This window comes from Evansella tamaricis (assembly GCF_019042215.1).
In the GTDB taxonomy this organism is placed as follows: Bacteria; Bacillota; Bacilli; order Bacillales; family Salisediminibacteriaceae; genus Evansella; species Evansella tamaricis.
In genome coordinates this window covers 1-21,154 of record NZ_JAHQCS010000034.1, presented here as the reverse complement: position 1 = coordinate 21,154, position 21,154 = coordinate 1, and the positions used below count along the sequence as shown (strand labels likewise).

14 protein-coding genes are annotated in these 21,154 nt (G+C 37.6%); 5 read left to right on the top strand and 9 right to left on the bottom strand.

Annotated elements, in window-relative coordinates; translation table 11 throughout:
* Window positions 1–352: 352 nt before the first annotated feature.
* Window positions 353–1,156 (bottom strand): RDD family protein, encoded by an 804-nt coding sequence (locus tag KS419_RS01930; RefSeq protein ID WP_217064397.1) that lies wholly within the window; start codon window positions 1,154–1,156, stop codon window positions 353–355.
* Between the two features lie 142 nt (window positions 1,157–1,298).
* Between KS419_RS01930 and KS419_RS01925 the strand changes: the two genes are divergently transcribed.
* Window positions 1,299–2,270 (top strand): stage II sporulation protein M, encoded by a 972-nt coding sequence (locus KS419_RS01925; RefSeq protein WP_217064396.1) that lies wholly within the window; start codon window positions 1,299–1,301, stop codon window positions 2,268–2,270.
* Here KS419_RS01925 and KS419_RS01920 read toward each other — a convergent pair.
* From KS419_RS01920 to KS419_RS01900, 5 genes are all read right to left on the bottom strand, one after another.
* Complete coding sequence (locus KS419_RS01920) at window positions 2,262–3,617, bottom strand: DUF58 domain-containing protein (protein WP_246593603.1); 1,356 nt, start codon at window positions 3,615–3,617, stop codon at window positions 2,262–2,264. The two genes, KS419_RS01925 and KS419_RS01920, sit on opposite strands and share 9 nt — an antisense overlap.
* Window positions 3,568–4,494, bottom strand: coding sequence for an AAA family ATPase (locus KS419_RS01915; protein WP_217064395.1), 927 nt, complete (start codon window positions 4,492–4,494; stop codon window positions 3,568–3,570). Before KS419_RS01915 ends, KS419_RS01920 begins: the two co-directional genes overlap by 50 nt.
* Window positions 4,491–5,627 carry a DUF4350 domain-containing protein gene (locus KS419_RS01910; protein WP_217064394.1) on the bottom strand — a complete coding sequence of 379 codons (1,137 nt, stop codon included), beginning with the start codon at window positions 5,625–5,627 and terminating at the stop codon, window positions 4,491–4,493. Before KS419_RS01910 ends, KS419_RS01915 begins: the two co-directional genes overlap by 4 nt.
* Window positions 5,628–5,634: 7 nt before the next feature.
* Window positions 5,635–6,270 carry a DUF4129 domain-containing protein gene (locus KS419_RS01905; protein ID WP_217064393.1) on the bottom strand — a complete coding sequence of 212 codons (636 nt, stop codon included), beginning with the start codon at window positions 6,268–6,270 and terminating at the stop codon, window positions 5,635–5,637.
* Window positions 6,271–6,415: 145 nt separating this feature from the next.
* Complete coding sequence (locus KS419_RS01900) at window positions 6,416–7,336, bottom strand: hypothetical protein (RefSeq protein ID WP_343215014.1); 921 nt, start codon at window positions 7,334–7,336, stop codon at window positions 6,416–6,418.
* 211 nt (window positions 7,337–7,547) lie between these two features.
* On the opposite strand from KS419_RS01900, the gene KS419_RS01895 reads away from it, so the two are divergent.
* Window positions 7,548–8,768, top strand: a complete 1,221-nt coding sequence (locus KS419_RS01895; RefSeq protein ID WP_217064391.1) for a DUF3137 domain-containing protein — start codon at window positions 7,548–7,550, stop codon at window positions 8,766–8,768.
* A 21-nt stretch (window positions 8,769–8,789) separates the two neighbouring features.
* The gene (locus KS419_RS01890; protein WP_217064390.1) at window positions 8,790–9,359 is read left to right on the top strand and encodes a LemA family protein; all 570 of its coding nucleotides are present in this window, start codon (window positions 8,790–8,792) and stop codon (window positions 9,357–9,359) included.
* 285 nt (window positions 9,360–9,644) lie between these two features.
* Here the strand turns inward: KS419_RS01890 and KS419_RS01885 are convergent, their stop codons facing one another.
* Window positions 9,645–12,068, bottom strand: a complete 2,424-nt coding sequence (locus KS419_RS01885; protein WP_217064389.1) for a hypothetical protein — start codon at window positions 12,066–12,068, stop codon at window positions 9,645–9,647.
* Between the two features lie 291 nt (window positions 12,069–12,359).
* Here KS419_RS01885 and KS419_RS01880 point away from each other — a divergent pair, with 291 nt between their 5' ends.
* The gene (locus KS419_RS01880; RefSeq protein ID WP_246593602.1) at window positions 12,360–13,397 is read left to right on the top strand and encodes a glycoside hydrolase family 5 protein; all 1,038 of its coding nucleotides are present in this window, start codon (window positions 12,360–12,362) and stop codon (window positions 13,395–13,397) included.
* Window positions 13,398–13,719: 322 nt separating this feature from the next.
* Entirely contained in the window at window positions 13,720–15,162 is a 1,443-nt protein-coding gene (locus KS419_RS01875; protein ID WP_217064387.1) for a L,D-transpeptidase family protein, read from the top strand.
* Window positions 15,163–15,703: 541 nt separating this feature from the next.
* On the opposite strand, the gene KS419_RS01870 is transcribed toward KS419_RS01875, so the two are convergent.
* Complete coding sequence (locus tag KS419_RS01870; protein WP_217064386.1) at window positions 15,704–18,613, bottom strand: glycosyl hydrolase 115 family protein; 2,910 nt, start codon at window positions 18,611–18,613, stop codon at window positions 15,704–15,706.
* A 671-nt stretch (window positions 18,614–19,284) separates the two neighbouring features.
* Window positions 19,285–20,955, bottom strand: a complete 1,671-nt coding sequence (ilvD, locus tag KS419_RS01865; RefSeq protein ID WP_217064385.1) for a dihydroxy-acid dehydratase — start codon at window positions 20,953–20,955, stop codon at window positions 19,285–19,287.
* Between the last annotated feature and the right edge of the window lie 199 nt (window positions 20,956–21,154).

The window sequence follows — 21,154 nt, the reverse complement described above, 5'->3', positions numbered from 1 at the left end:
AGATTGCGACGGCTACGCTCATTGCTTAGGGACTGTAAAAGTGGAAAAGCACCACTTTTTCAGTTCCCATGCGAGTAGGCGATGGAGCTAGACAAAGAAAAGCGTAAACGCCTATGGTCACGAGCGTAGGGCAGTGGAGCTAGACAATGCACGAACGTGCAAAAATTTATACATTCTTTTAAAGAAGATGCTGGGACACAACCGAAGTGTTTTACTGATAATGTGAACACGTTTGTCCCACCTTTTTAAAATGCTGATTTAGTTATTATTTATATTGTTATTTTGTTAACAACCCATGACAGAAGTCACGAGGAGTCATACCTATTCCCTAATAGACATCCTCTTTTTTAGTTTACAACTCGTACTCCCATTCTTCTCTCATAACTAAATAGAGGGATAATAATAAATTTTCAAGGTCATATGTATTTTTCCCTTCCACTTCGATCCCCACTTTTACGAGAAGGATACCAGCTAATTTTTTCGTTAATTCCCTTCTTTCTTCCTCTTCAATATGAGTGAATCGTTCTGAATATGCTTTTATTAAATTCCATTCTTTACTTCCGAAAGATTTCAACGTCCATTCTTCAAGAATGAGCATTTCTCCTGTGATATTCCGTTCCTTCAGTTCTTTATCTAGTGAACTTTCTGTCAATCGTTTTTTCCCTTTTCTTTCATGGACTACTATCGTACCAGCTACAACATCACCTAACCGTTTATGTTGTGAGTGAAAAAAAATCATCAAAATTCCTGTTAAATAACTAGCAGGCAAAGAGTCTATAAGCCTTAATAAATTACGGATAAAACTTGAAAGTAATGTAATACTATGGCCATTATCCTGTATAACTCTGATACCCAACAATTTTTTTCCTATAGTTCTTCCTCCTGTCATATATTCAAGCAAGAAGAAATACCCGGCATTTATTATAAATATTAAAATGATCGCAATCGCTATCGGTATCGTAGGGGTTTGGATTGAGTAACCTAAACTTTCCGGCCCAGTCATAACAAAAAATAGTATGACTAAGATTATCATGTTAATAATTATTAAAATGGCCTGATCAATCATAAAGGCTATTGCTCTGCTCCCAAGTCCTGCAGTTTGAAATTGCAGAGATACAAATTCCGGGGTTTTTATGGAAACTTTATCATCACTCATTATTTGCCTCACCTCATTATATTGGATTATTTAAACTCCAGTGGTAGTATTGTATATAAGTAAACCAATCACTCCATAAAACTAGCAATCTAGAAGATCAACTTGTATATGGAATAGACCCCCTTATCAAAGAGGTGTTAGGATGAACGTCAATCAATTTGTTAAACAACATCGGGAAGAATGGAGACAACTGGAGGAAATCATATCCAGCCTCCAAAGGAAGAAAAATAAGTTCTCTGGAAAAGATATTCACCAGTTTCAAAGGATTTATCAAAAGGTTACCCAGCATTTATCCTATAGTCAAACGTACTTTAGTAATGAAGACGTTACGGCCTATTTAAATGGTCTGGTAGCTAAATCTCACAATTTACTGTATAAAGATCAAACATCGAGCATGAAACAAATCCGATATTTTTTCTCCACAAAATTTATTGGTCTGTTAGGAGAACAATGGAAATTTGTCATCGCCGCCATGATCCTTTTTACTTTAGGCGGAGTGGGGAGTTTTTTATCTGTTATGGTTGACCCCCTTCACCTATATTCCATACTGCCAGCTCAAATGGCTCAAGGTGTAGACCCCACTAACTTAGGGGCAAGTGATGGAATGGTGGATGCCTCACTCATGTCTGCAAGTATTATGACGAATAATATACAGGTAGCTTTTTTGGCATTTGCAGGAGGCATCACATTCGGAATACTAACTTTATATATCTTAGTCTATAACGGAGTTATTGTAGGCGCCCTAGCCGCTCTTTTTTGGCATTATGGAATGACTTATGAATTTTGGGCCTACATCGTTCCCCACGGAATGATCGAACTAACTGCCATTTTTATTGCAGGGGGGGCCGGGTTGTTGATGGGATATAAGCTCTTCGTACCAGGGAATTACTCAAGGCTATACCAATTAAAGGAACAGGCAAAACGATCTGTTCTCCTTTTATTAGGGACGATGCCTCTGTTTATTATCGCTGGATTGGTGGAAGGTTTTATTACCCCCGCTGCCCTCTCCCTAGAAGCAAAATATTTTGTGGCTTTCTTAACTGTAGTGGGTTTAATTCTTTATGGTACCATCGGATACTACTTATTGAAAAAAAGAGAGGGTACTTTAGAGTAAGCCCCGATTCATAATCTCTATATAATAAGAAACTGCAGTACTGGCAAGTTTCTCACTCCGTGCCTCCAACATTTGGAGGCCCTCTTTTTCCCACCTAGCTTTTTCGCTCTTTTTAATCAGTTGCTGCTGTTGAGCCATGCTTTTTATCATTGTGGAAAGGACATCTTCCGGTTTCTCTTTCGTCCTTTCAAGCAATGTTTCATCCTCTATTCCTATCACTAAAAATAAGTGTCTTTGTCTTAACCTTTTTAAATAATAGAGTGCGGTTTCCTCATGTAAAAATGTTCGAACATCACTAAATAGCAAAAGCAAACTTCGCTTTTTCTGTACTGTCTCTAAATAATTTAAGATTGCACCATAGTTTGATTCTGCAGGGGTAACTTGGATATCATAAACAGCATTTAAAATGTTCTGGTGGTGTGACATACCTTTCCCTGGTGGTACATAGACATGTACTTCCTTTGAAAAAGCAATGACAGACACATAATCTCCTTTTTGGAGTGCTGCTAATGCTACTGTTAAAGCTGCTTCCAATACCCGCTCCAACCTATTTGAGTCTTTTAATTCTGCCCCCATCATTCTGCCACAGTCAATTAATATCGTTATGTATTTACCATGTTCTGGTTCATACTCATTCGTCATTACTTCCTGTAACTTAGCTGTTTGACGCCAGTTAATTTTCCTTGGATCATCCCCAACCACATAATTTCGTATTTTTGAAAATTCACCGACACCGCTTTTGTTTTTACGTATCTTCATTCCTTCATGGAGCAAGTACTTTTGGGCACTTTCCAAATACTCCCTCGTACTTGTTAAATCAGGTATAACTTTCACCTGATCCTCTTGATGAAACGTTGCTTGTTTTTCCCACAGTCCAAGTGTGCTGGAATATCTGAAATAAAGTTTATTCATGGCATAGTTCCCCCTTATGGGAGCACTCGTTTCATAGGAGTGAATAAAAGAGCCTTTATTCATTTCCCCATTCATTGGAAAAGGATTTTGAAAAGATTGGGGAATACCATCAACTATTCGATAGCGGATAGGATGATTAGAATCATTCTCCATTTCAATGGTAACGGTGTAAGTCATTCCCCTCTCCATTTCATTAGGTACGATCCTTTTCATTGCTATCGATTTTTTATTCGGCGAAAACATTAGATCTGTCATACTCAAGAAAAGTACAGCAATGCTACTGGATATGAGGATAATCCAAGAAACTTCAGTAAAGGATAATATAATGAGAAGAACTGACCATATCCCTAATAAAATCACAAGTTTTTTTGTTGGAATAATGCCCCTATCTCGGAACAGGAACCGATCCCACAAGTTCATTGATGATTTGATCAACAGTCGCTCCCTCCAATTCCATATGCGGAGATAATTGAATCCGATGCCTTAATGCTGGACGTGCAACCATCTTGATGTCATCTGGAGTTACATAATCTCTTCCCGCTAAATATGCCCAGGCTTTTGCTGCCTTGCCAATGGATATAGCTGCCCTTGTGCTAGCACCAAAGCGAATCGTATCTGTCTCCCTTGTCTTTCTTACAATTTCCATTGTATACTCTAGTACATTATCACTTATCGTGACTGACTCAATTTCTTTGCGGATCGATAAAAAAGAATCTAAATCAAGTACGGGCTCTGGAGCATTAGTCCCACTGCTCTCCAATACTTGCGTGAGCACTTTCTTTTCCTCCTCAAATCCAGGAAAATCAATGTGGAGTTTAAACAGGAAACGGTCTTGCTGTGCCTCTGGTAAAGGGTATGTCCCCTCAAACTCAATAGGGTTTTGTGTAGCTACGACAAAGAATACATCATCAAGTTTATATGTTTCACCTTGTATCGTCACCTGCTTTTCTTCCATAGCTTCCAAAAGTGCGGCCTGTGTTTTTGCAGGAGTACGGTTTACTTCATCTGCTAATAGAATATTAGTAAAGATGGGGCCTTTTAAGGTTGTAAAAGAAGAGTCCTTCATATTAAAAATTGTACTTCCTGTAATATCACTAGGCAATAAATCAGGAGTAAATTGAATTCTATTAAACTCTCCCCCTATTAAAGTTGCTAGTGTTCTCACCATTTGAGTTTTTCCTGTACCGGGAACCCCTTCTAATAAAACGTGTCCCCCTGATAATACAGCACATATAAGCAACCGTAAGTTTGTACTTTGTCCTATTATTTTATTCTCATATTTTTCGATCAATGTTGCAAGTTCCGTACTCATTCTTCTTCTACCCCTCTCCTATACTGATCTATTTGTTTTGACCAAAACAAGTATTCTTTTTTACTAATTCTATCCCTTTCTAAAACCTCATCTAACCCCTTAATAAAAGAATGTAGCTCTTCTTTAGGAATGTTTTTCCATTTTTGTTCCAGTTGTTGTTCTAATTGAGTCCAGCTGCTATTAAAGGATACTCCCCATCGCTCCTGCATTAGCTGCTTCAAATAATCGGACTGTATATTCAATGAATCTTTCAATCCCATGCCTTCTGAACGAAGATACCATGCTGCCGTAGCCTTTAATCCCTCATCACTGAATCGAACGTACTCTTCCCTGGGGTTTATAATTGGGCCAAACCGTTTACCACGGTACCAAAGCCAAATGAGCAGAACAAAAGCTCCCTGAACCATCAGTAATATAAATCCTTTAGGATACAAGGTTGTTAACGTTGGTGCCTCCCCATGAATATATTCATCAAAGAGGATTACATCTTTTGGAGACTTTTCATTAATTAATGAAAGGATCAGAGACGCATGTTCGTATTCTAGAATATTACCATTCATCATCCACTCTGGTGTATTAGAAATGATTAATGAACCATTCCCAAAGGTTCTATCGATAGCTAAAGCCCCATACTCATCCTCTATTAAGACACTATCATTACTCAATGTGCGTAACCTTAATGGAGATTCTGAAACAGCATTGTATTTCAGTTCTCCCATACTCAATTCTAAAACATCCTCTTCTGGAAAGAATTCAAGGTAATCCACTTGAATATTAAACATTCCAGTGGGGTTTTCACTGAAGAGGAGGATCGTATTACCTCTTTCCATGAATTCTTTGTATGCATTCATCTCCTCTTCGATAGGAACAAAAAAAGGTTCTACCATTATTAGAAGATGTTCTTGATCGTGATTAAGCAATAATTCTGGATGATTAGTCCATCTCTCCACTGCTAGCTTCTCATTCTCCAAGTGAGTAAAAATAGCTTTTGTTCCAGTTGGCGATGGGGAATGGGAAAGGTATGGCTGATAATAATCTGGTCCTTGTGAAGTACCTATGTAACTAATGAGAAAGAAAATTAAAAATATGCTGCTCCAAAGGACAATCCTTTTTATAATCTTCGTTTTATCCATTCCACGATCACCCCCTGTCCATTTCCCCTTTTCTTTTCTCCAACCATATCAATGCTTCATCTTTACATTGTTTATATTCTTCCTCTTTTACTTGCCTGTCACCGTATGTGATTTCATCAAACAATAGGACAAACTCATAGAAGAAGGAAGCACTCTCAAGATTGACCTCCTTCAATTCTTCATAATACTCCAAATTAGTTTTCCAAATTCGCGCCTCCAGCCAGTTAATTCCGTGGAAATAGAGTAGTAACGCTAAAAACATATGTCGCGTGGCAATGGAGTAGTCCCCTATCTCTTCTTGCTTTTTGGCTTCGTCTAAATGCTGCTCCACTGTCCATTTCAATTCGTTTTCATGCTGGAGTGGTTTATCATGTAAGGAACGCTTTCTAGTAGAACGCTCAATCAGTTTAAATAAAATAAAAATCAATATACCAACAGTAATGAGAATTAATATAATAAAAACAAATCCCGAAACACCGCTGGAAGGGGTGATGGCCGGGAATAGTTTTAGAAGCTGTTCAGCAATCCACTCTTGTATACGATCTATTAGAAGCTGAAGAAACCCTCTGGAATCTTCATAATAAATCTGATATTCCCTTTGATTCAAAATCTCTTTCAGATCATCTCTAGCATCTTGAGACATTTTCGTTTCACCCGGCTTTCCTAAGCAAAGGAGAAATGATTTTAAAAGGCCCTGTTAAAAACTCATCTTAGGGAGTACCTCATTGTGAAAGTCAACATGAGACAAAACAAAGCCTTTCAAAAAACACTCCGACCCATTTTAAAAGTTATTTATTATTTTCTTGATAATCATCTAACATTTCTTTTAAATCATCTGCATTATGTCTTGTTTTCAAATCTAGAAACATAACGGAATATCCAACAGTTACTACCATAGTTGTAAACAGTAATGCCAAATTATTAATTGTCAGCAATAAGACACTATTCCCTAGTAACAATCCGAAAGAAGTTTCAACGGCAAACGTAATGGCCCCGATAATAACGTAGAAAATAATGTATAATCCAAAAAGTGGCCATGTCCTCTTTCTGGATAATTTCCAGCTTCTAATAATCCCCGGTGTAATCTTATCTAAAACAATGGATCCGAAATAAAAACTTAGTCTTGTAATCAATAACATAAATCCAAAAAAGAATATAAAACCTAACAGGATTATAAGTATAACCGCTCCAATGATATTCTCTGGCCCCATTGAAATGACAATACTAGTTATAGCGATAATTGGAATTAGCATTATCCCGAAGATAACAAAGAAAAATACGATATTACCCCAAAGAATGGCCCAGAATCTGGAGAATGCCTGTTTAATAACATCCCCTACTTTGAATTCTTCTCCCTTACGGATATGATTGACTGCAAATAAAACTGCTGCCTGAGCAATAGGATACAACAGTATACTGACGAGCCCCAATCCTATGATCCCCAAATCTGCTCCTAAACTAGCAGTTTCAAGTGGTTCTGTTTCTACAAAACTATTAATAATTTGTTCAAACCAGACTGTCCCTGGTCCTGTTTCCCGGAAAAAATTGACCCCCGACATTAAATAAACAATGGCTTCCAATACAAAAATAGGTCCTAACAAAATTAAGAAGATTTTCATAAAATCCACAAAGCGGTTTTTACTTAATTGAAATGTCAGATCAAGTATTTCTCCAAATGCTTTTGGTTTATTAAACAATTGTTTGTTCACTTCTTCCAACCTCCCGGATTTTCTAAAACACTCCATTGAATCATAATTATCATTTTAACATTTAATTACAATATTATCGAAATAATTGACCGTCCTCTCTTTTTAAAAGCCCTATTTATATACGAAAGTATAATATACTTCACTGTGTTTCTTCAGTAACATGATATTGAGACATTAATTACATCCATTTTAGAAAGGGGGGAGAAAGCGGTTGGAAAGGATATCAAAAACGAGAAACGAGTTCGACCTTTTTTTCAGAGATAAAATGGAAGGAAAGATTGATAAATTAGATGAAGCCCGGAGAAAAATACGAAAATCACGCAACAAATATTTGGGAATCTCAGCAATGGGAATTTTGCCTGCCTTATTATTTGCCCAGTTTTTTCGATCATTTGACTTTGTATTTTATATTATCGCCATTGGTTTTGGAATTTATGGTTTTATAAAAATACATGGCTTACAAAAAGGCTTTTCACAACAGATGAAACAAGAAGTAATCAAAGAAACTGTAAAATTTATTAACCCTGCATTTAAATATGATCCAGAAAAGTTCATTCCAAAAAAAACATTTGTAAACACCAATATTTTTAAAAAAGTACCAAACCGATATCGTGGGGATGATTACATTTGGGGTTATGTTTACGACTCAGAAGAAAAAACTACTAAAAATCTTGAACCACAGGCCGCCGCTTCTCTGAATATCCAGAACACTGAGCAGGAAGAATTTACACCAATATCCGAAAAGATTAATGAAACCATTGGCTTGAATACGGGAGATGCTAATGATACATCTGAGAATGTTCCCAAAACAATGGTAGCTTTCTCAGAAGTGGAAGCCTTACATGTTACAAAAAGAAGAGATAAGGATGGGAAAACAAAAACTTATGAGGAAAAAATCTTTAAGGGACTTTTTTTCCAGGTAGACTTTAACAAAGATTTTAAAGGAGTAACCCTTGTTCTTCCTAGACAAAATCTCCTGTCCAGATTTAAACAGCACAACGTTGTGATGAGGCATAAGGATCTGGAAGATTTAGAACTTGACCACATAGACTTTAATGAACAGTTTACTGTAAGAACAACGGATGAAACAAAAGCAAGATATATTTTAACTCCCGCTTTTATGGAAAAGCTACTTGCCTTTGTGGAAGATACAAAAGAATCAGCTACAAACCGTCCTGTAAACTCAGATCTATTTAGTACTTTTACGGATCAGTCAAAGGGTTTTAACGTAAAAAAACGATATGTCCCTTACTTTTCGTTTAAGAACGGAAAAATGTATTTTCTTTTAAATACAGATCATAAACACTTTGATTTTAATTTAGACCAAAAACTTGATCGTGATTTATTGTATTACTACTTTGAAGATATAAATAAATCACTTCAATTAGTAGAAGAACTTGATTTAAATCTTAGACTTTGGAATAAAGATTAAAAATGGTGAGGTGATATAAACATGGTTATATTAAGTCTATTGGGAATTGTCGGCCTCTTTTTTCTTCTATTTATTATTACTTATAATGGTGTTAAAAAGAAGGAAATTAAAGTGGAACAATCCTTTTCCAATATTGATGTACTGCTGCAAAACCGCGCTGATGAAATTGTAAATCTGATCTCCACGACAAAAAGTGCCGTAGAAAACGAAAAGGATTTAATCAATGAAGTCACAGCATTACGGTCACAAATTAGCCGAAATAGCGATAAAAAAGTGGAAGATAAAATCGGCGATGCACAACGGCTTGAAGGGACAATGACAACTTTATTAGGACGAATGGAGAATTATCCTGACATTAAATTTACCTCTCAGTATAATCACCTGCAAAAGCGAATATCTAATATTGAAGAGAATATCCAAGCCCAACGGAGAACATTTAACGCGAGGGTTGCCGATTATAATTCTTATATTGTTACTTTCCCAAGAAATATTATTGCATCCATTTTCAGCTTTTCAAAGAAACCCTCTTTTACTGTTACAGACCCTTCTAAAAAAGACAATCCTGATGTAAGTGCCTTATTTTCCAAATAAGTGTAGCGCAAAACGCCACGACCTTTGGCATGCCCGAAGGTGCCAAAACTGATAAATTATCTTTCAACAAAAATATGCTGCCCCAATAAGAAAAGCGCAAGCGCCTATGAACACGAGCGTAGGGCAGTGGAGGAATGACAACTAGAAGTCCGATTTTTGACTTCGGTTGTCACTTCCGAAGTGCCCCGCAGCGAGTAGGCGATGGAGCTAGACAATAAGAAAAGCGCAAGCGCCTATGAAACCTTATGGGCAGCATATATTTATTCATTTTTTGTTTCTGTGTTTTTAGTTAAAATCACTTCTTATAATCTTTCCAGGTAATACCCCTTTTCGGATCCCTTCTAATTCTTTAACAAGGATACCATCCACAAGGACATAATTAACACCTTCTGAAAAGCTTGCCACATTTTCAGGACTTGCTGTGTCTTCTATTTTTTCGAAATCAAAGATTGTTATATCAGCGTCCATTCCAACCTGCATTCTTCCTTTTGTCTGTAAAGCATGTGCTACATTTTCGAGACGATTAACAGGGTTTATTGTCATCATTTGTACAGCTTTCATAAATGGAATTGTCTCCGTTTCTCTCACATATTTACGGTAAACTCGAGAGAATGTACCAGAACCCCTTGGATGGTTATTGAAATCTGGCGGTACCATAATTGTATCACTGCCAAACATGGAATATTCAGGTTGCATAGCTAACCGGACATCTTCCTCTGGAATACCAAAAGCAATTAATAGTATTCTCTGACTACGGTATCTTTGAAAACTCTCTTTCGTTAATCTTTCTGTTGTATTCGCCACCTGCAAATCGGAGTACTCCAGCTGAAATCTTTCTAAAAAGCCATCGTCAAAACGTGCCGTATTTGCCCAAGTAGCCCAATAATTGTATGGATATACATCTAGAGTAATATCTAATCCCTCTGCCCTTGCCTCGTCTATCATGGCAATGGATTGTTCCATGGAAAATGTTCCACCTGTACTGTTAATATGCTGAACTTGAACAGGGACATCTAGCTCCCTCGCATAATATATAACTTCCTCTAACGCATCAATATTCGTTTTTTCATCAAACATGGTGGAATAACGTACATGAAAGAAAGATACAAAATCGTACTCCTTTCCAACTTCCATGACTGCCATGATCTCTTCTTTTGTCATTCCCGGGTAATACTCCGGACTGAAGGAAAGACCAATGGCACCTTCTTTTGCTGCACGGTGAGTCATTTTTCTCATTTCTTCAATTTGCGCCTCTGTCGGGGCATCATACGGTCCTATATTTAAACGTGTCCGCATGTGAGAATGCTGAATGGCACCTCCAAAGTGGTTAACCATTCCCATTCTCTCGAATCCGTTAAACATACTTTCAAATTCAATACCTGATCCATGCATCCCTAAATGGGTAGTCACACCATCCATTACTTTAAAATGTTCACCTGCACCATTTGGATTAAAGGATAAAATATCAATGAACCCTGGACTGACAACATTCCCATCAGCATCAATCACCGTTTCCCCATCAATATCTTCCTTTGTAATTGCTGCAATTTTTCCTTCTTTCACACCAACATTATATCCGAATTTGATGGTTTCTGTTTCTGGATCAACAACGACACCATTCAATATAGCTATATCGAATGTTGAATAGGTCTGAGTTTCAGGAACATCATATACTAATTCTTCAGAATATGCCTCGTCGAAATTCATTACATAAAGTCTTACTTCATCCAAGACCTTGCTGGCAAAAACAAGGTGATTGTCTTGCGTCCATTGTGGAGAAAAACTTAAACCTTCTTGCTTCGTTACCATCCATTTTTGCTCATTTTGTTGATGATATGCATAGATTGCTTTTCCTTTATCCGGAAGGGATTCGGTATACGCAATTAATTTTCCATCCTCTGACCAACTTGGCTGACCCGCATTTACTCCTTCAGTGGATATCTGATTACTTGAATTCGTCGTCGAGTCGTATAGCCATAAACTGTTTTTATTTTCATCCTCTCTGAATAATGTATATGCAATAAGATTCCTATCTGGTGAAACAGCAATCTCTTTAATAACAGGTCCATTTTCATGATTACCCGAAACCTGGAAAATGTCCATAGGGGCATCTAATGTCCAACTATTCAGCCTTACTGTAGTTTGGGTAGTATCATTTGGAAGTAACTGAGAATAAAATAACTGATTTTCAAATCCAGAAAAAGTGACATTGCTTATACCAGTTTCAAAAGACTTAATCAGGTCCTTTTCCTCTGACTCAATATTATATTTTATAAGATTCCAAGAATCATTTTCTTTTACTATTAATATTATTTCTTTTCCGTCCGGCACCCAAGAAAGGGAAAACATTCCTTTTTCTAATGGGGGCAGTTCGTCTAGCACTTTATTATTTTCCATTCCATTATTTAAATTCCCCACTACTAATTGTGTTGCTGTGTTTTGGGAATTGGAAGCTAATAAAACTACTTGTCCATCTCGAACCTTTAGATCAAGAATATTATCGGAAAAGGAATGAATAATTTCTTCATATCCACTTAGGAGCATCGGATCAAAGTCTTTATCTTGTGGAGCGGTTTGTTCTTCCTCCTCTTCCTGTTTCTTTTCTGATTTTTCCCCATCCTTCTCAAAACAGCCTGCGATGGCCACCGTTATTATGAAAAATATGGCCAATAATGCCAGTAATTTTATCCAATGTTTCCTTAATGACATGTGCTTCCTCCTACTTTCTATTAAGCTATAGTACATGATAATTATATATCCTTCAATTTTATTTTCCTATTAAAATTATTGCCAATAAAGACAAGTTTTATATATTTTAATTTTTACTAGAAAAATTGTCCATCGTTAGAATAATTTAAAACAATGCATACTTAAATGAAGCTGTTTGCAACAGAGTTCTCCAATAATCTTTAAAAACAGCAGGGAAATAAGGTATAGTTATAGAATATATTAATCAAGAGTGAAAGCGTTTAAATAAAACAACATAGGAGTAATTAAATGATGATGAGGAGAAAAATTCTTGTAATTATTAGTTTCATTAGTGTCATCGCAATCTTATTTTTTATTGGTTTTTCAGGTAATAATAGTTCATCAGCACCTAGCAAACTATCTATTGAAGAAGTGAATGGCCAAATGACTTTAGTAAATGAAAAGGGAGATATCGTGCAACTGAAAGGTATGAGTACCCATGGTTTACAATGGTACTCTGCCATTGTTAATCACAATGCCTTTGCCGCATTTGCAAATGACTGGAATGCAAATGTGATCAGACTTGCGATGTATATTGGTGAGGCTGGCTACGCCCAAAGACCTGAACAAATGATGGAACGGGTAACGAGTGGTATAGATCATGCTATTGCAAATGATTTATATGTTATCGTGGATTGGCACGTTCATCATCCTGGAGATCCGAATCATGAAATTTATGAGGGGGCCATGGATTTTTTCAAAGAGATATCTTCCATGTACCCAAACCATCCGAATATTATCTATGAGTTGGCAAACGAACCGAATGAAGGTGGGGATGGAGTAACCAATGACATTGAGGGTTGGCGCGCAGTAAAATCCTATGCAGAACCAATCATAGAAATGTTACGTGAAAGTGGGAACGAAAATTTAATAATTGTTGGTACACCAAATTGGAGTCAAAGACCAGATTTAGCTGCTGAAGACCCTATTGATGATGACAATACAGCATATACACTTCATTTCTATTCCGGTTCCCATAATGATGGTTCTCTAATGGATAATGCCAGAATAGCGCTAGACAATGGCGTTGCTGTCTTCGTTACTGAATGGGGTACCAGTGAAGCAAGCGGAAACAATGGACCTTATATCGAAGAATCAGATGAATGGCTTGATTTTCTCGATGAACATCATATTAGCTGGGTAAATTGGTCCGCATCGAATAAACAGGAAGCATCTGCGGCCTTTATTCCGTATACCATTCTCGATCCTGGGGAAAATCAGGCTTGGAGTGAAGATGATTTGACCGATTCCGGTATCTACGTCCGTTCGAAAATGAGAGGAGAAAACTAACCATAAAATTACAGGATCCTGATGGGTCCTGTTTTTTTTGAAATTTATATGTTTTAGAACTTTGGGGGTTTATCTTTCCCGGATATGGGAAGTTAATCTGTCCTTTTTTACCCTTAAGTTACCTACACTGAACTTGGTTATATTTAGTTCCGAAAAAAATTATTTCCGTATCATTATTTATTATATAGGCCTTGTTATAAAAAAATTTTTACAATTCTTATAGATTTTCAAAATTTCCTCTATCTTATTTTGTAAAAATATAGTAAATATTAATTATGAGAAATAGTATTATGTTTGATTTCAACGTACTGGGGTGGGCTATATGGAGGCAAAAGCAGTTAATTCTTTAGATGAGAAGGTTATTCTAAAAAATGTGGCAGAAAATAGATTAAAAGTCTGGAAAATTATTACTATTATTTTATTGTTTATTATACTTTGTTTTGGAACTCTTTTTTATTATCAGAAAACACATTTTAATGCCAATATTGTCATTAACGATGTAAATGTGGGCCGGCTTACTTCTGATCAGGCACTTAATGTTCTCCAAACATCCCCTTTAAATAACGATATTTATATTGGGGATTCCTTGATCTATGAAGGAAAGAAAACAGAGATGAATTATACAGAAGAGGATCTACCTTACATTAAATCTTTCTTAGAAAGTCAGTGGACATTTTTTCCTTCTTCTGAAACGAAATCGTTTTATTTAGAACCCACCATTCAGGACGGGTACCGGGCAGAAGGGCTGAGAAAAGAATTAGAAGAACAGTTAGTCAGTTTGAATCAAACTTTGCAAGCACCAGTAGATGCAAGGGCTAGTATAGACGATGGAAAGATCATTGTTTCTCAAAGTTTTGATGGGGAACAGTATGATATCAATAGTTTATTAGAAGACTACGACAAACAAGAATATAGAAATGACATTCATTTACAACCATTCTTTTTAGAACCTATCAAGGAGGACAGTGAAGAAGTCAACCTACAAATAGAAATGCTAGATAGCTTCTTAAATCGGACAATTGAATATGAGATACAAGACAAAGTACATCTAATAAATGCCAGTGAAGTTATTCAAAAAGCCTCTCTATCAGACAACATGGATGTTTTGATAGAGTCAGATACAATTCTTGACACGATTACTGACCTCATTGACAGGCAATCCACATTAGGCAAAGACTATATCTTTACTACTCACTCCGGAAAAGAAATTACGGTAAAGGGCCAAGGTTACGGATGGGCATTAGATATAGAAAAAGAGGCTGAACTGATTTATGGGGCATTAGAAGGGGAAGATCCTTTTGTTTCTGCTTCCCATATTTACGGGAACGGATGGCAAGGGGAAGGCTATGGGTATAATGTTACCTCAAATTATGGGATCGGTGGTACTTATGCTGAAGTATCTATTGCGGATCAACGTATGTGGATTTATAAAGATGGAAAATTAGTAGTAACTACAAATGTGGTTACTGGTAATCGAAAAACACAAAGAGACACTTTACCAGGTGTTTGGTACGTACTCTATAAACGTACAAACTATACACTTACTGGCACATCAGCAGACGATTCCGATTATGCCATTGAAGTAGATTACTGGGCTCCTTTTACAAACAGCGGTCAAGGTTTTCACGACGCCGGCTGGAGAACGAATTGGTCAAAGAATGCCTATCTTACAGAAGGTTCAAACGGCTGTGTCAATGTCCCTCCAAATGTAATGAAAGCAATCTATGAAAACCTAGCTACGTACGATCCAGTTGTTATATATTGAAATAAATGATGCTTAGCATTTTAAGGCAAGTTTCTTACTATGGATTCTGAATGTATGAGAAAAACCTGAAAAGATGGCGGATTCAGAAGATGATGAGATTGTGTGGACTCGTTCATGTCCGGTTGATGAGTGGTTTATGAACGCGTGAGATATGGCTTCCTTCGGGCTGATGCGTTCATGACGAGATGTTGAGAGAACGCAAGGGGTTATTTCTGATAATAAGAAAAGCGCAAGCGCCTATGGTCACGAGCGTAGGGCAGTGCCTCTTCCTCTACTAGCATTGCTCTGAAGTTTATCCGTCGAGGCAACTCGAAGCATCCTCGTGAAGTAAACGCTCGTTGGACAGCGAATTCGAAGAAGTAGCTAAAAGTCCGCTCTTTGACTTCGGTTGTCACTTCCGAAGTGCCCCGCAGCGAGTAGGCGCTGAAGATAGACAACTTGCCCGAAGGTGCAAAAACTTATACTTTCTTATCTTTTGAGAAAAGGCAACTCCCCATGGTAAGTGGGAGCTGCCTTCTTTGAATGGTTGTTAGTTATTCATTTATTTCCCTACATAATACGTTTCCGCTGGACCTAGATAACTTTCTGCAGGCTTCTTTCCTTCTCTGTATATGACCAACTTTTCTAATACAAATCCTGGACTGACTGCATATACTCTTAGTGTATTTAATCCTTGCTTACAATTGATGCTGCTTACTTTCCTGCGGATGTTATCAAGAACTCCAATTGCCCAATTGTCATCATCGACACGATATCCTTCCGGGAGTACATTTACAATAGAAATATCCCCTTCATTTGCTTGAATACCACAGAATATCGTTCCCTCTTGAGTAACTGGATTGGATGGTTGCATATAGAGGTCTACCTCGTAAACCCCTGCTTCCTGAACGACGAAATGATATTCCAGATAAGGGGCATCCTTTCCTGGAGTAAAGTGTGCCGTTGTTGGGAAAGCCTTCACAGCAGATAATGTTTTTCCATATCCCTCAAGCACTTCTAATCGATTCACATCACCATACTTGTTTTTGACTTCCTCGTTCGAAAAATAATGTTCCGCATCGATGGAAATATAGCCATTTGTCTCCACAAATGTCCTATCATCTAATCCCCTTGTATCTGTCTGAGATGCATTTACAACAATTATAACCGTCCCTACGGACATCTCCACGATAATATGGCCTTCCGTTTCACCATTCATTGCACTACGATCAATCTTTACATTAATTTCTTCGGTTGTTTCTTCTTGGCCATTTAGGCTACCGCTCGTCTTAGAACACGTCAGCCACTGATTTTTGCTCGTAATAGAATATTCCGCAGTCTTATCGCTCTTACTTGAAATAGTAAATGATGCTTCCTCCACATCCGGTTGTAAGAAGTTATTTAAAATGACTTTGTTGTTATGCCAATCCGGACCTTCATTAAACTGATCTGTCCCATCGATTTCCACTACCAGTCTCGGTTTACCAGTTGGGAATACGTTCATTAATACAGGATACTTGTTTTCCTCTTCATTCCAGTTAACAAAACCGAGATGTTCCGAAAGACCCATTCCGTACCACTTTCCATCATCAAGGGCATGATACTCTTCCACTAGCTCCCGGTCTCTTTTGAAGCATTCTCTAACTTCTTCAGCCAGTTTGTTTGCTTCCATTTTTCCTAGTTTGGCAGCATAATGATTTTTGCCAGTCAAAAGCCACATCTTCTGTAAGTTCAGATTCCCCACAGCAGGATAATATACTAGGGTAAAATAAGCGGAAAAGTTCTTTGGATCAACCTTCTTAGACAGTTCCTCCGCAAGATTCAAAAGGTAGTCTATTTCCTCAAGTAGACAATCTGATTCTTTGTAGTTCACCGGATGGTAAACTTCTGAATTCATATGTTCCGGTCTGCGGTTATGAGCAATTTTTGTATAACCTTTGAGGAGATCATCTACCTTATTTTTATCATCTTCAGACAATACACCACCAAACTGCTTCTCAATCCATTGTTTCGTATAAAGATCCGTCTTGTTAATTGCATCAGATCCCCATTTTTCAAAGTCATAAGCAAGATCGAGGAAATAGGATAACGGGAACTCCATCGTAGCAATATCTCCCACATTTACAATCCATAGATCTCGGATACCGAAATCATAAGCCATTGTCATCTGTTCCCATACTTTAGGAAGGTAAGAACTGTTTATCCATTCATACGATATTGGCCCGCCATGATAATCAAAATGATAATACATACCATAACCACCTGAATGGTTACGCATTTCTTCGGTTGGTAGTGTGCGCAGATTTCCGTGGTTATCGTCACAAAGCATGAGGATAACATCCTCCAGCTCCTCTGAGTTCATTAATCCCGGTGTATTTTCGTCTCCATAAAAGAAAGGTTCCACTTCTTTATATAAAGCAAGCATTCTTGGTACTTCGGAAAGGTTGGGGTTCACATTTTCTTCGATCAACCGGTTTTGCGTCTGAAGCACTTCCCTTAACAATTGGATATTGTCAGCAAGTGTTGCTCCTTTACCCATGATCGAAGTGTCTTGTTCCCCACGCATACCAACCGTAATGACATTTTCAAATTTACCGCCACGCTTTAGACCATCTTCCCAAAACTTTGTAATACCTTCTCTGTTTGAAATGAAGTTCCACGCATCTCCATATTTAGAATCCTTTCCACGGAGGTATTTATATTCCTCTCCGTATCGTAAACATGGTTCATGATGGGATGCACCCATTACTACCCCATACTCATCTGCCAGCTCAGCATTTGCCAGACCTGGACCTTCATCATAAAAACGGGCAGACCACATGGCAGGCCAGAGATAATTTCCTTTTAGTCTTAAGAGCAGTTGAAAGACGTGATCATACATTTCTGCATTATGTCCTCCAAACCTCTTCATCGTCCAGTTCCCAAAAGCCGGCCAATCATCATTGATAAAGAAGCCACGATATTTAACAGAAGGCTCTTTGGATATATATTTGAAATCTCCACTCAAGGAAAATGATTCTTTCTGCTTTGGTTTGACGTCACTCCAATCTACGAGGGGAGAAACACCAAGCATTTCGGACAAGTGAAAAAGACCGTAGATCGTCCCCCGTTTATCACTACCTGCGATGACGAGCGCACATTCTACGCCTTCAAAAGGTTGTTGAATGACTTGAAATAAAAAGACTTCTCGTTTTCCTTTTACACCAGACAGGTCAATTAGGTTATTCTCTTCTAGTTCTTGAAGTATTGGACTGTGACCCACCGTACCATAGATGATGGGGGCCTTGCCCAGCTTTGTTTTCTCCGTCGTTTGATTTGGTGCATGCCCAAATACTAACTCTAGGTCGTGCATTACCCTTTTTGCGATTTTATTGACACCATTAAAGGCATCTTCTTCCTGATAAAATAATGAACCTACTGTTGAAGTAGAAATAGCGTTTTTTAACATCTCTTGATTAATAACAAATTCCATAAAAGCATCCTTTCTTCTTGTGTTTTACTTGTCCATTTTCATTTAGTGTTCCCTCTATTTTTAAATCTTGTTATGGTGGAACCAACTTTTATACTATTAAATCAAATAGTGTAACTTTTATCTCAACAGATTCTGATCTTAAAGTAGTTTGAAAAGGAGAGGAAAAACCATGAAAGGTACTTCCTTTTAGGATGTACAAAAGCTGCACAATTGTAAGCGCTTTTAACAATTTCGTTAATACCTAAGCAGCTATATTCGTTTAGTTAGTCACATGGCAGCATTCGAAAATTTAAAACAAGCACATTTACGCTTCATGCTATCGGAAGCAACCTCACTGGTCAACATAACTTTTTAATGGTTAAACTTCAGAAAATATAGTTCTCATACTAAAAGCTATAATAAAGGTTTACTTTGATATTTTCTAATAAGGGTGATAAATCGTTCCTAGCAGTGAGGAGGGCAATTTGATAATAGGAGAAAATCAATCCACAAAAAAAGCTAAGAGCTTTATAACTCTTAGCTTGAATTATTATAAAATAAACATTGCGTTTTCACTAAAAAAACCAAATTATTAGGATACTAAAATCACGAATAGAAGACCATTTACATATATACACAAAACGGTTTGCATAATGACTCCCTATCTGCTTTCTCTATTTACTAATCCCCTATTAATCGGTTATTGCTCCTTTGGAAGCAGATGAAACGGATCGAGCAAATTTAGCTAGAACACCCTTTAAATTTTGTTCTGGAGGACTCCAGTTCCTTAACCTTTCATCAAACTCTTCTGGTGAAAGATCAACAGCTAACTCCTGACTTTCACTATCTATTGTTACCAAATCTCCCTCCCGAATTAATGCAATTGGACCACCAACCTGTGCTTCTGGGGAGATATGGCCAACTACTAATCCATGTGTGCCACCAGAGAAGCGGCCATCTGTAATTAAGCCAACTTTTTCTCCAAGCCCTTTTCCTACTACAATCGCTGTTATAGATAACATCTCTGCCATTCCTGGACCACCTTTAGGACCAACGTAACGGATCACAATAACGTCCCCTGGATGGATATCATTATTTAAAACGGCATTTGTTGCATCTGTCTCTGAATCAAAAACACGAGCAGGCCCAGTTATTGTTTTAATTTTTAACCCTGACATTTTTGCCACTGCACCATCAGGAGCTAAATTTCCCTTTAGAAGAACTAATGGCCCTGTCTGACGCTTTGGATTCTCAAAGGAAATTATGTCCTGCCCCTCTTTTAAAGGCTGACTTTCTGAAAGGTTTTGCTCTATTGTCTTACCGGTTACTGTCAAACAATCCCCGTGAAGTAGTCCTTTATCAAGAAGTAGCTTCATTACGGCAGGTACACCACCCACATGAGATAAATCTTCCATTACATAGCGACCACTTGGTTTTAAATCTGCTATATGAGGAACTTTTTTACGAATACGTTCAAAGTCATCTAAATCAAGATCTACATCAACAGTATGAGCCATTGCTAATAAATGAAGAACTGCGTTGGTTGACCCTCCAAGTGCCATGACAACCGTAATGGCATTTTCAAAAGCTTTCTTTGTCATTATATCTTTAGGAGTGATTCCTTTATTTAATAGATTCAAAACAGCTTCTCCTGCTTTTATACAATCATTTAATTTTTCTTCTGTCTCTGCTGGATTTGATGAACTTCCAGGAAGACTCATTCCCATAGCCTCAATTGCCGAAGCCATTGTATTAGCTGTGTACATCCCTCCACATGAACCTGCACCTGGGCAAGAGTGACATTCTATTTTATGAAGTTCATTACGATTAATATCTCCATTATTATATTTCCCTACTGCTTCAAAAGCGGAGACAATATCAATATCCTTTCCATCTACAATTCCTGGTCGTATCGTTCCCCCATAAACAAAAACGGCAGGTAAATTTAAACGTCCTATTGCAATCATGCACCCTGGCATATTTTTATCGCATCCCCCGATAGCAACAACTCCATCATAGTTCTGAGCGCCTATAACTGTTTCTATAGAATCTGCAATGACTTCACGGCTTGGTAAGGAAAAACGCATCCCCTCGGTCCCCATAGAGATACCATCTGAAACTGTTATCGTATTAAAAATAAAAGGAGTTCCCCCTGCATCCAAAGCACCTTTTTTTGCTTTTCTAGCTAATTCATCAATATGCATATTACATGGGGTAACCTCACTCCAGGTACTTGCAATTCCCACAAAAGGTTTATTAAAATCTTCATCTTTTATTCCCATTGCCCGTATCATTGCACGATTTGGAGCACGGTTAATATCATTAAATACAGAACTTCGACTTTTGGACATATTCTTATTCATTAAACTTTCTCCCCCATCTTTTATTAATTTCATATTTGGATAAACATTGACCCATTCACTCATAAAATTAAGGCTATTCTACATGAACCTTATAAGAAAAGCGCAAGCGCCTATGGTCACGAGCGTAGGGCAGTGCCTCTTCCTCTACAAGCATCGCTCTGAAGAGTATCCGTCCATCGGGCAAAGCGCCACGTCCTGT

What these genes read in the sequence shown, in the direction of transcription:
- KS419_RS01905 (WP_217064393.1), bottom strand. Translation starts at nt 6,270, where the DNA reads ATGTCTCAAGATGCTAGAGATGATCTGAAAGAGATTTTGAATCAAAGG.
- KS419_RS01870 (WP_217064386.1), bottom strand. Translation starts at nt 18,613, where the DNA reads ATGGAATTTGTTATTAATCAAGAGATGTTAAAAAACGCTATTTCTACT.
- ilvD (WP_217064385.1), bottom strand. Translation starts at nt 20,955, where the DNA reads ATGAATAAGAATATGTCCAAAAGTCGAAGTTCTGTATTTAATGATATT.
- KS419_RS01880 (WP_246593602.1), top strand. Translation starts at nt 12,360, where the DNA reads ATGATGAGGAGAAAAATTCTTGTAATTATTAGTTTCATTAGTGTCATC.
- KS419_RS01875 (WP_217064387.1), top strand. Translation starts at nt 13,720, where the DNA reads ATGGAGGCAAAAGCAGTTAATTCTTTAGATGAGAAGGTTATTCTAAAA.
- KS419_RS01890 (WP_217064390.1), top strand. Translation starts at nt 8,790, where the DNA reads ATGGTTATATTAAGTCTATTGGGAATTGTCGGCCTCTTTTTTCTTCTA.
- KS419_RS01930 (WP_217064397.1), bottom strand. Translation starts at nt 1,156, where the DNA reads ATGAGTGATGATAAAGTTTCCATAAAAACCCCGGAATTTGTATCTCTG.
- KS419_RS01885 (WP_217064389.1), bottom strand. Translation starts at nt 12,068, where the DNA reads ATGTCATTAAGGAAACATTGGATAAAATTACTGGCATTATTGGCCATA.
- KS419_RS01925 (WP_217064396.1), top strand. Translation starts at nt 1,299, where the DNA reads ATGAACGTCAATCAATTTGTTAAACAACATCGGGAAGAATGGAGACAA.
- KS419_RS01910 (WP_217064394.1), bottom strand. Translation starts at nt 5,627, where the DNA reads ATGGATAAAACGAAGATTATAAAAAGGATTGTCCTTTGGAGCAGCATA.
- KS419_RS01915 (WP_217064395.1), bottom strand. Translation starts at nt 4,494, where the DNA reads ATGAGTACGGAACTTGCAACATTGATCGAAAAATATGAGAATAAAATA.